Genomic DNA, 13,610 nt, shown 5'->3' on the forward strand with positions numbered 1-13,610 from the left:
GGCGGTAGCGATATACTTCCCCTTCCATTAAGCTTTCGCATGGTTGAAGAATTGTTCGTGGCCTGCGCCTTTGGTGATCCAGCTTTGGTGTTAGTGCAGGCTGACAGAGAGGACTGGCCAGCCAGCAACGCGTCACGCGTGGACATTCTCGGCGGCGGGATATGCATTGTTCCTTCAACCGGACTGTTTCGGATCGACAAGGCATGAACTCGGTATAGGGATTGCTTATGAGTAAGCGATCAGGCTTATCAAAAGACGCCAAACCTCCCTCAAAGGCCAAGCAATGATCTCAGGCGGAAAACGGTTGTTGTTGTAATCGGCGATGAACTGGCTGATGCCTATGATCAATATCGCCGCCCCGCTAAAACAAAAACAATGGGATAACACTCGCCGGGTGCTGTCAGGTTGTTTGCACAAAAATGGGGCTGCGGCATTGATGCTGGGGCTCTCGGCTTGAAGTTCGGATGAAAAATCCCCACGTGATTCATAAGTGAAATCAGCGCTTGCTGGTTCCACGGACAGGAACCGAAACGCAGAAAGGAGCGAGACGGTGCGTATGAAGCGACGGGCTGTCATCCTTCCGGTATACTGAGCGCAACAACGCGCCTGTTGCCGGATCGGATTCGGCCAAGGAGGTGCGTTATGAAGCGCATTTACATCCATAGGACTATGATATCCATGCTTGCGGCAGCATTGGTTGCCGCAAGCGGCACGGCTGCCAACACGCAGGAAATCGTCTGCGCAAAGCATGCTCTGATTGCCGAATATTTGAAGAATGAGTTCCAAGAACTTCAAGGGGCTTTCGGTCTGATTGGAGATAAAGCGATCCTTGAGCTGTTTCTTTCTCCCCATGGGGCCACATGGACCATCGTCATCACAGATGTCTCGGGCAAGAGCTGCATTCTTGCAGCTGGGAGTTCCTGGGAGCAAAGGCCTGGAACTTCTGGGTTGGAGACGTAAGGGTTGCCGCCAAATCCAATGGCAAGTTCGTTAGGGAGGTAGATGATTGATCTGTTTCAAAAACAGGTCCCGTCAGGCTATTTGAACGCATTGTTGATCGATATGGCGATCACTGACAGCAAAGACCTCGTCCATTGTCATTAAACTTTGCCTAACCGCTTCCGTCCTCGGTAGCTTGATCGTGAAGGCGGCGCCGTCATTGTTTGCAGCCGTGAGTACTCCGCTGGCACGCAGCATGATCCTTTGGCACAGGGAAAGGCCCAATCCCATGCCGCCGCTCTTGGTGGTGAAGAAGCGTTGAAACAGTTGCGAAAGGGTATCATCACCCAGACCGGGTCCGTTGTCCGATGCGCGAATGACGGATTCGTTTGGCTCCGCGCGCGTTTCAATCGTGATACGCTTGTTCATCTGCTCCGACAGGTGCAGCGCGTCAAGTGCATTGCGAAGAAGGTTGTAGATCACCTGCTCAAGTTCTGTTTTGTTGATGTTGGCAACAGGTGATGGCTCCGCAAGGTGCCGGGCGAGAGAGACACCGTGCCGTTCGATATCCAGGCACGGCGCAGCCGGGGCTGAAAATGTCGAAGCGAGCGAGCCACAATTATAGTGCGGGCCGTTCCAATGTGCGACAGAATCGAAAGCCCGCACCTCGATGAGGTTCGGGCCCAATTTAACAATTATATATGCGATTAAGCGTTGGGCAATACGAAAGCCGCCATGCTCTTGATTAGCAAAACGCCGACTGTAGCGCCTGCATCCTGAAGGCCGACTGTCTTTTCCTGAAAGGCTGCAGCCTTACCGTGCTGGGCGACCATCGATTTGGTTGCTTCGAGAGCATCTTCGGCGGCTTTGGATGCTGCTGAAAGCGCCTCAGCCAGTGAGGCGCCAGCAGCGGCCTGACTTTCGAGCGTGACTGCAATCGGGTCAAGCACGTCGAGAAGGGTCTTGTCTCCGACTTTCGCTTTGCCGCGTTCGGCAATGCCATCGCGATATGCCCGCCAGAAAGCAGCTATTTCCCCTGCGCCCAGTTCGCTCACGTCTTCGCAGGCTTTGCTCGCACGCAGAAAGCCGGTTGCGGTCAGCGTGCCCATTGTCGATGGCGCAACGCGGGCCATGGCGGCACCGGCGGTGCGAAGCAATTTTGCGATACCGGCAGCGTCGCCTTCAGCGTGGGCCACTTCGGCAGCGGCGGCAAAGGCCTTGCTCATGGTGATGCCGAGATCGCTGTCGCCGACCTTGCCGTCAAGTGCAATGAGGAACTCGCGCTGCTCGGCAAAGAGCTGCTTCCAGTTATCGAACAGATTGATCAGGTCTGATGCTGTAATGACGTTCATAACCTGACCTCAACCTGCAAAATGCTTGAAGAACGGCGTATTTGCCGAGGCGGCAATCAAAGGTTCCAGCTCTTCATCAAGATGCAGAACGGAAACCGAAGCACCAGCCATTTCCATCGAGGTGGCAAACTCGCCGATCCAGACGTGTTTGACCTTGACGTCACGTTCGCCAAAGAGCTGCGAAACACGACGGAACATGATGTAGAGTTCTTCGAGCGGCGTGCCGCCTAGACCGTTGACCAGAACAGCGACTTCATCGCCGTTTGCATACGCCTGTTCGGCGAAAATGCGCTCCATCAGCTCGTCGACAACGGCATCAGCGCTTGCCAGTTTTTTGCGGCTGATTCCCGGTTCGCCATGGATGCCCATGCCGATTTCCATTTCGTCTTCACCAATCGAGAAGGTTGCATGACCGATTTCCGGTACGACACAGCTCGAAAGGGCAACACCCATGGTGCGTGTGCGCAGACGTGCCTTGTCGGCGAGGCGCGTCACTTCGTCAAGCGACAGACGATTGGCAGCAGCTGCGCCGGCTGCCTTGTAGACAAAGAAGATACCGGCAACGCCGCGGCGCTTGTGTTCTTCCCCGACGACCGAGGACGCCACGTCGTCATTGCCGACCACCTGCTTGACCGCGATGCCATCGAGGTCGGCGAGTTCCGCAGCCATATCGAAATTGATAAGGTCGCCGCTGTAATTGCCGTAGATGTAAAGGACGCCGGCGCCCTGATCGATGGCTTTTGTCACTTGATACATCTGCTCCGAGCTTGGCGACTGGAAGACGCCGCCGACGGCTGCGCCATCGATCATGCCTTCGCCGATGTAGCCAAGAAACAGCGGCAGATGGCCGGAACCGCCGCCGGTTGCAATGCCAACCTTGCCGGATTTCGTGTTGGCCGTGACCATGCAACGCTTGTCATTATCGACATAGGTGAGTTCTGGATGCGCTCGATAGATGCCTTCAAGCATCTCATCCACGAAATTGACGGGATCGTTCAGGAATTTCTTCATGATTTCCTCTTGAGAGTATCGGGTTATTTCTTGCGTTGGCGGGTGACGAAGAAGGCAGCGGCCAGCAGGATGAAGCAGCCGACGACGAGACGCTGCCACGTACTGGGAATGCCGACGAGCACCAGAACACTGTTGATGACGACAATGAGCAGCACGCCAAGGAGAGTGCCGAACACGGTGCCGGTGCCGCCTGTGATACGCGCACCGCCGAGAACCACGGCTGCAATGACACTGATTTCGGTTCCGACAAAGTCGAACGGGCTGGACTGGCGGTTGGCGCAGACATGGATGATGCCTGCAAGTCCGGCCAGACCACCTGCATAGCCGAATAGGAAGATACGGATAGTGCGCAGATTATATCCGAGACGGCTGGCGATCTGGCTATTGCCACCCATCGCGAAAATGGCGCGTCCCATCAGTGTGCGGTTTAAAATCCACCATGTCAGAATGGCGGCAGCGGGTAGCACCAGGAAATAGAACGGCATGGTGATGGTGGCGCTCGTTGCAGATTTAAACTGGAACAGTGGCAGGCGACCGAAAGCGCCCATTGTCGGCGGCAGTGACATGATCCAGACCGTGCCGACAAAAGCCAGCAGGAAGCCGCGGAAAAGATACTGGGTGCCGATGGTGACGATCAGGGATGGCACGTCGAGATAATGCACCAGCAAACCATTGAGAACGCCAAGGAAAACGCCGCCCGCAATCGCCATCAAAATGATGACGATAATCGGCAGTTCCGGCATGTAGGCTTGCACCAGCAGAGTCAATGAATAGACCGTGCAGGCCGCAATCGCGGTGAACGAAACATCAATGCCGCCGGCTGCAAGAATGATGAAAACACCCAGTGCAAAGAGGCCCATCACAACACTGGCGCGACCAATATCGATGAGCGTCGACGCCTGTAGGAAGGCTGGGTTGGCGACGGAAACAAGCGTGCAGATCGCGACGAGCAGAAAGAATGTGATGGATTCCGGGTGTCTGCGAATGAACTCACCCGGCTTGAAGGCGTGGGCGCGGCCCAGATCTTGATGATATTGCGGCGCACTCATTGGGCATATTCCTTCTGCGGCGACATCATGGCTTGATAGAGCTGGTCTTCGGTTGCCTGTGACGCATCGAACTCGGCAACAACGTTTTCCGAGTTCATGACGAGGATGCGGTCGGCATTCTGCAGGAGCTCGGGCAGATCATCGCTGACAATGATCAGCCCCATACCGGCTTCCGCCAAGGCCTGAATTGCGCGATAAATTGTATCCTTGGATCCCACGTCGACACCGACGGTCGGGCCATGCAGTACCAGCAGTTTCGGCCCGATGCTCAGCCACCGGCCGATCAGAACGCGTTGCTGGTTTCCACCCGAAAGTGCGCCCACCGGCAGGTCGAGATTTGTTGTGTTGAGCCGCATTTCCTTCATCAGCGAAGTTGCGATGGTTCGCCCTTGCTTCTGATCGACAATGCCCAGGCTGTTGCTGAGTCTTCTGAAGATCAATGCGATTTCGTTCTCAAAAATCGACTTGTCGAGAAACAGGCCTTCCGCAAGTCGGTCTTCCGGAACATAGCCGATGCCCATCTCAATAGCGTCCGCCGGGCTTTTGACTGCAACTCTACGGCCCTCGAGGCTGATCGAGCCGGAATCTGCCGGAGAGACGCCGGTGATTGCCATGGCAAGTTCATTGCGCCCGGAGTCGGCAAGCCCCGTGATGCCGAGGATTTCACCCTTGCGCAGTGCAAATCCGACGTCTTTGAAGCCCCGTGCCGTTAGGTCTTCAAGTTTCAGCAGTTCTGCTTCGCCGGGCTTGGCCGTGCGATAGCGTTCGGCATCAATTGCTCTGCCGATCATCAGTTCGGAGAGTTGTTTCTTGGTGTAATTCTCGATTGGTCCCTGTGCCACGCACTGGCCATCGCGGAATACGACTGCGTTACCGCCGATGCGGTAGCATTCATCGAGCTTGTGCGTCACGAAAAGCACAGCAACGCGCTCAGTGCGCAGATGTTCGACGACTGCAATGAGATTGTCCACTTCGCGGCGTGTCAGCGATGTCGTCGGCTCATCCATGATGACAAGCTTGGCGCGTGTCGCGATGGCGCGCGAAATGGCAACGAGCTGGCGCACTGCAAGCGGGAGTTCGGATACGATGGTGTTCAGGAAAGCTTTGTCGGTTGGCAGACCAGCCGTGCTCAGCGCCCGTTCTGCCGTCTGACGGAGTTGCGAAAGCTTGACACTGCGAAACAATTTGCCATTGCCTTCAACGAGCTGCTCATTCAGCGCCACGTTTTCAGCGACGGTCAGATTGGGAATGAGCGACAAGTCCTGGTAGACAGTCTCAATACCAGCGGCCAGAGACTGGATCGGGTTCAGCGATGTATAGGTTTTGCCGCCAAGAATAATCTCGCCTTCGCTTGGCGCGTGGGCGCCAGACATGATCTTGATGACGGTACTCTTGCCGCAGCCATTTTCGCCCAAGAGATGATAGGCCTTGCCAAGATCAATCGTCAGATCAATGCCACGCAACGCGTGGACGCCACCAAACCGCTTGTGGATGTTGCGCAGTTCGAGGAAACGTTCCGCCGACAGGTCGTTGTTCGCCCTATTGTTCGTCGTAGTCGACACGTTGAATTCCTTTGTTGCCGTACCAACACGCAACATTGCGATTGGCGCCAGCTGTCGGACCGGTTGGATTTTTATTTGCCGCGCATGTTTTCCGGAAACATTTCACCCTTTTCGGGATGCGCTCTAAATCGTGGGTTTGAAATGACAAATCAGCCCGGTTCAGGTACTTGGATGCTTTCCGCGTTCAGAAAGCATCCAAGCTTTTGACGCCATGCTACGAGGCTGAACGATGTCCTCGCAGCATAGGCCGGCAGCCTGCGTGAGAACGCCTAGAAAAGATGCTTCTTGTAGGTGCTCTTATCCGCGACAACCATGCCATTACCGACCACAAGAAGGCCTTCGCCAGCACCCTTCTTCACGCTGACGCTGTTATAGCCCTCAACGCCAAGATCGGTGCCGTCCTTGACGTCCTGCTTTTTAAGCAGAAGCTTTGCGACTGCATTCATCGCCATGCCAGCTTTCTGCGGATCCCAGAAGCCGATGGCCGTGATGGCACCGGATTCCAGAAGATCGGCCGACGGATTTGGCAGGCCGGTGCCGACCAGGCAAACCTTACCACTCAGACCGGCTTCATCGATTGCACGGCCGACGCCGAGTACGTCGTTGCCGGCAGAAGTCTGGAAGCCCTTGAGGTCAGGATGCTTGCGCAGGATTTCCTTGGCCTTTTCATAGGTGCCATTGGCATCGTCGAAGGATTCGTTGTTTGGATCGACGAGCTGCATGTCAGCATATTTCTTGGCATTTTTTTCTGCCGAGCCAACCCACTGCATATGTGTGCGGCTGCCCAGCGAACCAACGAACGTTGTCCACTTGCCAGCCTTGCCCATGCACTCTGCAAGACGTTCGTTCAGCGCTGTGCCGTAATCAGCATTGTCGAAGGCTTCAACGTCGGCCATCGTGTTGATCTGGTTGTCGGCTTCATGAGTCACAACAACGATGCCGCGTTCGATGGCGCGCTTGAACGTACCTTCGAGAACAGCCGGGTCCATGGGAACGACCGCAAGCGCGTTGACGCCCTTGGCGACGAGGTCCTGCACGATCTGGAGCTGCTGCGCTGCGTCGGCCGTGGCAGGGCCGCTCTGCGTTGCAACCACGTCGGGATTTGCTTTCTGATAGGCTTCGACACCCGTATTCATGCGGTCAAACCATGGAATGCCGCTGATCTTGACGACCGTTGCGATAACAGGCTTTTCCTGCGCGACCAGTGTGCCAGCGCTGCCCGCGATCGTTGCTGCGCCAATGAGCGTGCCGGCGAGTAGTTTCTTCGTTATTGCTTTCATGATTTCCTCCACACTTACAGCCCCCAGTGTTATGTTCTGGTGCCTGAGGGTTGGGCACCGATGGTTCCCCTGTGGCGATTGCCGAGGGTGAAAAATCCTGCGATGTCGTATTTGGCGACAGCGAGGAAAGCGAGCAGCAGCAGGCCCCACGCGAAGTCGCGTACAAAATTGGAAAGGCCGCCGAAATTGAGCAGGCTGGACATGAGCTGCAATGCAATAGCGCTCAGCACCACGCAGATGACACGCCCATAACCACCTTCGGGCTTCACACCCGCCATGACGGCGATGAGAATTGCGACCAGAAGGTACGAGCTGCCATAGTCGAACTTTACGTTGACGTTGCGCGCAGCAATGATGATGCCTGCAAAGCCTGCCAGCAGGCCGCTGGTTGCATAGGTGGCAATCAGCACGCCGCTGCGTGGAAAGCCTGCAAAAACTGCGGCCTTCGGGTTCGTCCCCATCAGCATCAACCAGTAGCCGTAAGGCGTAAAGCGCACCACGGCTGCAATCAGCAATGCGACCGCTATGAAAATCAGGAAGCTGATCGGAACCGCGAGGAACATGTCGTTGCCGATACGTGATAGCAGATCCGGGCTACCCACCATGACCGCACGACCACTTGAAACCACGACAGCCAGCCCCATGAATGCCATCTGGGTGCCAAGGGTGCAGAGGATGGGCGTGATATTGAACCGCGCAATCAGGATTCCATTGATAAGTCCACCGGCAAGACCAATTGCCAGCGCCAGCCCCATAAATGCGAGGCTGAAGCCAAGCTGGTTCTCCGCACTGGAGATGAACATCGAGACGATGACTGCGGAGAGCACGCCAGCAAGGTTGGCCAGCGCAATGCCAGACAGGTCAATACCGCCATTGCCGGCGCACATCGCCAGCATCACGCCGATGGCCAGAAGCCCGATTTCGGGAACCTGACCAGCCATGGACTGGAGATTGAACAGCGAAAGGAACGATCCTACGGAAATATACGCGCCAAGGGCGAGCAATCCCAGATTGATGACAACAAGCATAGCAAGCTGGTTGCTTGTTTTCTGCATGGTCTCCTCCTACCATGTTTAGTAAACAAATATTTTATTCACTAAATCATTGAACAGAAGATGGTGGGCTGTCAAGCCTGTTATCGTTGGATTTCGATTGCCTAACGCACGGATTTCCCCTAATCGTTTTAAATCACGGCGTTTATGTTTACTAAACGACTTGTCATTTTTCCCCTAATGCCGAATAGTCGCGCGGAGAATATGAAGAAGAAAAAGTCCTTTACAGTCAGGGATATTGCTGAGAATGCGGGCGTTTCCCCCGCTACCGTTTCGCTAGTTTTGAATGGCAAAGGTGAGATTTCAGGCGAGACGCGAGCGCGTGTTCTTGAGTCGGTTTCGAGGCTCAACTATGTGCCGCGCACTGCCAAAGCCGGCACAGGCGCAGGCGAGACGATCCGCTTTTTGAAGATCGCCAAGCATGGTGAAACGGTCAATCGTGATCATAGCGTGTTTGTTTCTGATTACATCGACGGCATGTCGTCCGAAGCGACCCGCCGCAACTATACGCTCGAGGTCGTCAGCTTTGAGGGGCAGCCTATCAGCGCGGTCGCTGAATCCCTGGCTGGCGCCCCGATCCGCGGGGTGATTGCGTTGGGAACCGAGTTGACAGCTGCAGATATCCACATGATTCAGGGATTGGGACTGCCGACTGTATTCATCGATACGTTTTATGAGGTCATAGAGGCCAATTTCGTCGACATGAACAATGAAGATGCCGTCTTCAAGGTCTTGTCTCGCTTCAAGCAACTTGGCTTTTCGCGCATTGGGTTCGTTGCCAGCCACACCGAGACGACGAATTTTAGCCTCCGTCGCGATGCATTTCTCAAAAATATGAAGCGTCTGGAACTGAGCGTCCAGGAACGCGATATTCTCTCGGTTGAATCGACCTATGAAGGCGCTTATCGTGATACATGCGCCCTGTTGCATTCGGGTCTGGATCTGGCGGAATGCTATTTCTGTACCAACGATATCATCGCCTATGGCTTCATCAAAGCGTTGAAGGGTAAAGGCATCCGGATTCCGGAAGATGTTTCGATCATCGGCTTTGATAATCTGCCCCAAAGTGCGACTATGGAGCCAATGCTAACGACGGTTGATGTGTCCAAGCGTAAGATCGGCAATCTTGCCGTGACAATACTTGATGATCTGATCAATAGTTCCGAGGTGCAGCCAGCAGTGAAGATATTGGTTGGAGCCAATCTCGTTGTCAGAGCCAGCGATTCTGATTTTGCAGCTTCAAAGATTTAACAAAGGTGTTGTCGTGTTGATTTCCACCAGGAACTGCCCCGGTATTTCCACCGAGATTTGACCTGCCTTTTACGTATGTTTCGGGTTTGGCGCCGTGGTCAAGTCCCGTTTTCTCCTTCGCTTTTTTCCGTTTTCAAGGACCGGCCGGTTGTCCGCGAATATGTTCATCCCTCGCGGACTATATGGCGAACCAATTCCTCGGGCGATGTCGCGGAAATCTCAATTGTGGGCAACAATCGGCACAGCTTCGATTTCAGACGGGCGCTCCCGCCACAGCTTTGCACTCTGCCATACTGAGCAAGGCGGTGCGCCGGCACTTCACGCCAACGGCTGGACAGCCAACGCGGCCTTCACGACACTGGGCCTGAGAGCCTCCACCAGCCTCAACCTGGGCGAACAAAACGTCTCTGCACGTGGCACGCTCGGCTGGCGGCCTGCCTATGGCGACACCACCCCGCTCGCAACCTAGGCTTTCTCGGCGGGCAATGCTTTTACAGTCGCCGGCGTTCCCATCGCACGCGACGCTGCCCTCGTTGAGGCTGGCCTTGATCTCAAGCTACCCCCGCAAGCAACCCTCGGTCTCTCTTATCAGGGGTGGATCGCCGCCGACGTCCGTCAGCATGGCTTCAAGGCAGATTTCAACGTGAGGTTCTAACAGATGATGCACAAAGAGGCTGAATAAACGTCCAACAGCTCCCTTGAATCAATCAGGCATCATCGTTCAAATCGTTGGTATGGGAACCGGTGCGGGCAACGCAACCAGCAATATGGCTTGAACGGCCCATCTCAGTCATTGGGCGCATTCGTCTTCCAAGCAATGTGCCAGCTTTCTGCAATGGCCCGCCATTGGGATGGCCGTGATTAGCCATTCTAGGTAGCAGTTTGAAACTGGGCGTCCGTGAATTCCGCCAACTAAGTCTATCATCCATCTACACGTGACGAGCATGGATCGGTTGTACTGAATGCGCCCCCGGTTGGGCGTGTTGGGACGGATTGCGGCTCGGCATCTTGGGAGTCGCCGGCTCTTATTATGTGATCGAGGATCTAGGTGAGGTTGCCCGCACATTCGGGCGGAGGGGCAGGACATCGTGAAATAACCCCGTACTCGCCCAGTTGCGCTCGGTGTAAAACGAGGGGGGAAATGACTGCCATGGCCCTGTATAAAGCGACATGTGCATCGACAGCGCTTACAATGGCACTGCTTGCTGGAACTGCCTACGCCGGCAATACGACATATTCGGGCAACAGTTCTGCCGGCAATACCGCAATAGTCAACAATTCTGGCGATCTCACAACGTTTCAGGACACAAGCCAAGGCGGTACGGCTACCATTGCAAACCTTACTGGCGGCGAAACGGACTTCACCAATGACAGTACTGCCGAGAATGCAAATATTGCCAACCTTGGCGGGCTGGCACTCTTTTCCGGCGCCAGCAATGCGGGCAGCGCGACCATTACAAATGGCAATGGGGGACAGACCCTCTTCTTCGGTACGAGCGCGGCAGCCAATGCCTCCATTGTCAACAATGTCGATGGCCGCACTGATTTCTTCAGCAACAGCGTCGCTGGGCATGCCATCATAACCAACAATGGCGGTGCATTGTTATTCGGTGACACCAGCACAGCAGACAATGCTGTCATAACGAACACCGTTGGTGGTGCAACCGCTTTCATCAATTCAAGTACTGCAGGCACTGCCAATATTTCCAACAACGGAGGAAATACCGAATTCGATGACACCAGCACCGCTGGTAGTGCGTCTCTGATCAACGCCAACAATGGACGAGTGACATTCTTCGACGCCAGTACTGCCGGCAATGCCACGATCACCAACAACAATACCGGTCTGACACTTATTCGCGGAACCAGCTCAGCTGGAAGCGCTGTCATCACCAACAACAGCGGTGGTCGAACGCTCTTTGATGACAGCGGATCGGCTGGCAACGCGACAATTACTTCCAACGCTGGCGGTCAAACCGTTTTCTTTACGAACAGCACCGGTGGCAATGCGCGGTTGATTGCCAACAGTACCGGGCTCGTCGATTTTTCCAATGGTCCTGCCACAAACACGGCCGGTTCTCTTGAAGGTAGCGGCCGATTCTTCCTTGGCGGGACTGCGTTAACAGTCGGCGCGAACAATCTATCGACGGACGTCTCCGGCATTATTCAGGATGGGGGTACCGGCGGCGGTACCGGAGCATCTCTGGTAAAGACGGGTACGGGCAAACTCACCCTGTCCGGAAACAATGCTTATACCGGGGGGACAACCGTTCAGGCAGGTATTCTTGCTGTCAACGGGACTCTGATCGGAACAGTTCAGGTGCTCAATAGCGGTACACTTTCCGGTACAGGAACAGTCGGAACCACAGCAATTGCCTCAGGTGGTGTGATTGCGCCCGGCAATTCGGTCGGCACGCTCAACATTGCTGGAGATGTAACCGTTGCCAACGGTTCGGTCTACAACGTGGAGATCACCTCAGCCGGCACTTCGGATCTCATCGCGGCAACGGGGATTGCAACGCTGCAGGGTGGAGCGGTTTCGGTTCGTGCGCTTGATCCCGCAACGAGCTATCACACAGGCCAGACCTATCGGATCCTCACCGCGCAAGGCGGCGTTGGCGGAACATTCGATCCTAATGTCTTGACCAATTCCGCCTTTCTAGATGCAACGCTCGCGAACACTGCAAAAGCTGTCGATCTCACTATAGCGGTCAAGCAATCCTCAACGACGGGCGGAGGTCCATTCCCCATAGCGGCCACCACTCCGCATCAAATAGCAACTGCTGGCGCTCTTAACACTCTGCCGCAAAGCGGCAATGCACTTGCGCTGTACAATACACTGCTCGTCTTGGATGCAGCATCTGCACGGAAAGCCTTTGATGCGCTGTCCGGCGAAGTTTATGCCTCTGCAACAACCGTTCTTTTGGAAGATAGCCGCTTCATCCGAGATGCGGCAATCAATAGAATCCGTGGTTCTTTCAGCGGTGTCGCAGCGGTAGCGGTCCCGATTATGGCCTATGGTGATGACGGTCCCAAACTTGCACCCTCGGTGACGGATCAATTTGGCGTATGGGGCACAGGGTTCGGCAATTGGGGTTCAGGCGATAGCAACGGACACGCCGCGAGTCTTGAGAGCACGACCGGTGGCTTTCTGATCGGAGCAGATACCCAAATCGCTGACAACTGGCGCCTTGGTCTGCTTGCCGGGTATAGTCACACCTCCTTTAAAGTGGATGATCGAAATTCTTCAGGTGACAGCGACAATTATCACCTCGGCGTATATGGCGGCTCGCAATGGGGTAATCTTGGTTTTAGGGCAGGTGCGACCTATACGTGGCACGATATCAATATCCGCCGGTCGGTCGTCTTCCCCGGTTTCTCAGACGATACATCTGCCCAATACAATGCGCACACAGCACAGGTATTCGGTGAGCTCGGTTATCGAATTGATACCAATCGCGTTGCCTTTGAGCCTTTCGCCAATCTGGCCTATGTGAACTTCAAGCATGACGCCTTTGCTGAAACCGGCGGAGCAGCGGCTCTTATCGGCAGCAAGACGGATACGGATGTTACATTCACGACGCTGGGCGTCAGGGCCTCTTCGGACTTCATGTTGGGCAATGTAACAACGGCTGCGCGTGGCATGCTGGGTTGGCGTCATGCGTTCGGTGACACCGTATCCCATTCGAATCTTGCGTTTACCGGTAGCACTGCCTTTGATATTTCCGGCGTCGCCATTACCAAAGACGCGCTGGTGCTTGAAGCGGGTCTCGATTTCAAGCTTTCACCACAGGCAACGATTGGCATTTCTTATTCCGGACAGTTTGCCAGCAAGGCGCAGGACAATGCGTTCAAGGCGGATATTTCGTTCAAGTTCTGACAGGGTGATGTCCCGTTGTTTGAAGGGTTCGTGCTGACCGTTTCAGACGGTCTGGCCACCGATTGCTGCCCGTTCTGCCATGGCTTGCGATCGGTGATTACGCATTTGGTTGGCCGCATTGCCTCGTTGTTTGAAACGGGTGACAAAGGGTCGGCTCTTTTTAGGCGCTCACGCCAAGTTTCTATTATGTGGTCTCTTTTCAGTGATGCAGAATTCCAATATAGTTGTATGGAG

At 54.9% G+C, this 13,610-nt stretch carries 13 protein-coding genes; 5 read left to right on the plus strand and 8 right to left on the minus strand.

Features of this window, described 5'->3' with window-relative positions; translation table 11 throughout:
• Positions 1-39 precede the first annotated feature (39 nt).
• A complete protein-coding gene (locus ACZ5FP_RS18675) occupies positions 40-207 on the plus strand; it encodes a hypothetical protein (protein ID WP_464663511.1) in 168 nt (55 codons plus the stop codon).
• An 18-nt stretch (positions 208-225) separates the two neighbouring features.
• On the opposite strand, the gene ACZ5FP_RS18680 is transcribed toward ACZ5FP_RS18675, so the two are convergent.
• Positions 226-576: a hypothetical protein gene (locus tag ACZ5FP_RS18680; protein ID WP_464663512.1), complete on the minus strand. Its 351-nt coding sequence runs from the start codon at positions 574-576 to the stop codon at positions 226-228.
• Between the two features lie 66 nt (positions 577-642).
• Between ACZ5FP_RS18680 and ACZ5FP_RS18685 the strand changes: the two genes are divergently transcribed.
• Complete coding sequence (locus tag ACZ5FP_RS18685; protein ID WP_464663514.1) at positions 643-960, plus strand: hypothetical protein; 318 nt, start codon at positions 643-645, stop codon at positions 958-960.
• A 72-nt stretch (positions 961-1,032) separates the two neighbouring features.
• Here the strand turns inward: ACZ5FP_RS18685 and ACZ5FP_RS18690 are convergent, their stop codons facing one another.
• From ACZ5FP_RS18690 to ACZ5FP_RS18720, 7 genes are all read right to left on the minus strand, one after another.
• Positions 1,033-1,626 carry a sensor histidine kinase gene (locus ACZ5FP_RS18690; RefSeq protein WP_464663515.1) on the minus strand — a complete coding sequence of 198 codons (594 nt, stop codon included), beginning with the start codon at positions 1,624-1,626 and terminating at the stop codon, positions 1,033-1,035.
• Between the two features lie 20 nt (positions 1,627-1,646).
• A complete protein-coding gene (locus ACZ5FP_RS18695) occupies positions 1,647-2,291 on the minus strand; it encodes a dihydroxyacetone kinase family protein (protein ID WP_464663517.1) in 645 nt (214 codons plus the stop codon).
• Between the two features lie 9 nt (positions 2,292-2,300).
• Positions 2,301-3,302, minus strand: a complete 1,002-nt coding sequence (locus ACZ5FP_RS18700; RefSeq protein ID WP_464663519.1) for a dihydroxyacetone kinase subunit DhaK — start codon at positions 3,300-3,302, stop codon at positions 2,301-2,303.
• Positions 3,303-3,325: 23 nt separating this feature from the next.
• Complete coding sequence (locus ACZ5FP_RS18705) at positions 3,326-4,351, minus strand: ABC transporter permease (RefSeq protein ID WP_464663521.1); 1,026 nt, start codon at positions 4,349-4,351, stop codon at positions 3,326-3,328.
• Entirely contained in the window at positions 4,348-5,913 is a 1,566-nt protein-coding gene (locus ACZ5FP_RS18710) for a sugar ABC transporter ATP-binding protein (protein WP_464663523.1), read from the minus strand. The genes ACZ5FP_RS18705 and ACZ5FP_RS18710 overlap by 4 nt, the downstream gene beginning before the upstream one ends.
• Before the next feature lie 269 nt (positions 5,914-6,182).
• Positions 6,183-7,193 (minus strand): substrate-binding domain-containing protein, encoded by a 1,011-nt coding sequence (locus tag ACZ5FP_RS18715; protein ID WP_464663524.1) that lies wholly within the window; start codon positions 7,191-7,193, stop codon positions 6,183-6,185.
• 29 nt (positions 7,194-7,222) lie between these two features.
• Complete coding sequence (locus tag ACZ5FP_RS18720) at positions 7,223-8,248, minus strand: ABC transporter permease (RefSeq protein WP_464663525.1); 1,026 nt, start codon at positions 8,246-8,248, stop codon at positions 7,223-7,225.
• A 201-nt stretch (positions 8,249-8,449) separates the two neighbouring features.
• Between ACZ5FP_RS18720 and ACZ5FP_RS18725 the strand changes: the two genes are divergently transcribed.
• The 3 genes from ACZ5FP_RS18725 to ACZ5FP_RS18735 all read left to right on the plus strand — a co-directional run bounded on the left by ACZ5FP_RS18725 (position 8,450) and on the right by ACZ5FP_RS18735 (position 13,376).
• Complete coding sequence (locus ACZ5FP_RS18725; RefSeq protein WP_464663527.1) at positions 8,450-9,496, plus strand: LacI family DNA-binding transcriptional regulator; 1,047 nt, start codon at positions 8,450-8,452, stop codon at positions 9,494-9,496.
• 205 nt (positions 9,497-9,701) lie between these two features.
• Positions 9,702-9,965: an autotransporter domain-containing protein gene (locus ACZ5FP_RS18730; protein ID WP_464663529.1), complete on the plus strand. Its 264-nt coding sequence runs from the start codon at positions 9,702-9,704 to the stop codon at positions 9,963-9,965.
• Positions 9,966-10,637: 672 nt separating this feature from the next.
• Complete coding sequence (locus tag ACZ5FP_RS18735; protein WP_464663531.1) at positions 10,638-13,376, plus strand: autotransporter outer membrane beta-barrel domain-containing protein; 2,739 nt, start codon at positions 10,638-10,640, stop codon at positions 13,374-13,376.
• The last annotated feature ends 234 nt before the right edge of the window (positions 13,377-13,610 follow it).

The sequence above is a fragment of the Phyllobacterium sp. T2-21 genome, assembly GCF_055378485.1.

What these genes read in the sequence shown, in the direction of transcription:
- ACZ5FP_RS18675 (WP_464663511.1), top strand. Translation starts at nt 40, where the DNA reads ATGGTTGAAGAATTGTTCGTGGCCTGCGCCTTTGGTGATCCAGCTTTG.
- ACZ5FP_RS18680 (WP_464663512.1), bottom strand. Translation starts at nt 576, where the DNA reads ATGACAGCCCGTCGCTTCATACGCACCGTCTCGCTCCTTTCTGCGTTT.
- ACZ5FP_RS18685 (WP_464663514.1), top strand. Translation starts at nt 643, where the DNA reads ATGAAGCGCATTTACATCCATAGGACTATGATATCCATGCTTGCGGCA.
- ACZ5FP_RS18695 (WP_464663517.1), bottom strand. Translation starts at nt 2,291, where the DNA reads ATGAACGTCATTACAGCATCAGACCTGATCAATCTGTTCGATAACTGG.
- ACZ5FP_RS18700 (WP_464663519.1), bottom strand. Translation starts at nt 3,302, where the DNA reads ATGAAGAAATTCCTGAACGATCCCGTCAATTTCGTGGATGAGATGCTT.
- ACZ5FP_RS18705 (WP_464663521.1), bottom strand. Translation starts at nt 4,351, where the DNA reads ATGAGTGCGCCGCAATATCATCAAGATCTGGGCCGCGCCCACGCCTTC.
- ACZ5FP_RS18715 (WP_464663524.1), bottom strand. Translation starts at nt 7,193, where the DNA reads ATGAAAGCAATAACGAAGAAACTACTCGCCGGCACGCTCATTGGCGCA.
- ACZ5FP_RS18720 (WP_464663525.1), bottom strand. Translation starts at nt 8,248, where the DNA reads ATGCAGAAAACAAGCAACCAGCTTGCTATGCTTGTTGTCATCAATCTG.
- ACZ5FP_RS18725 (WP_464663527.1), top strand. Translation starts at nt 8,450, where the DNA reads ATGAAGAAGAAAAAGTCCTTTACAGTCAGGGATATTGCTGAGAATGCG.
- ACZ5FP_RS18730 (WP_464663529.1), top strand. Translation starts at nt 9,702, where the DNA reads ATGTCGCGGAAATCTCAATTGTGGGCAACAATCGGCACAGCTTCGATT.
- ACZ5FP_RS18735 (WP_464663531.1), top strand. Translation starts at nt 10,638, where the DNA reads ATGACTGCCATGGCCCTGTATAAAGCGACATGTGCATCGACAGCGCTT.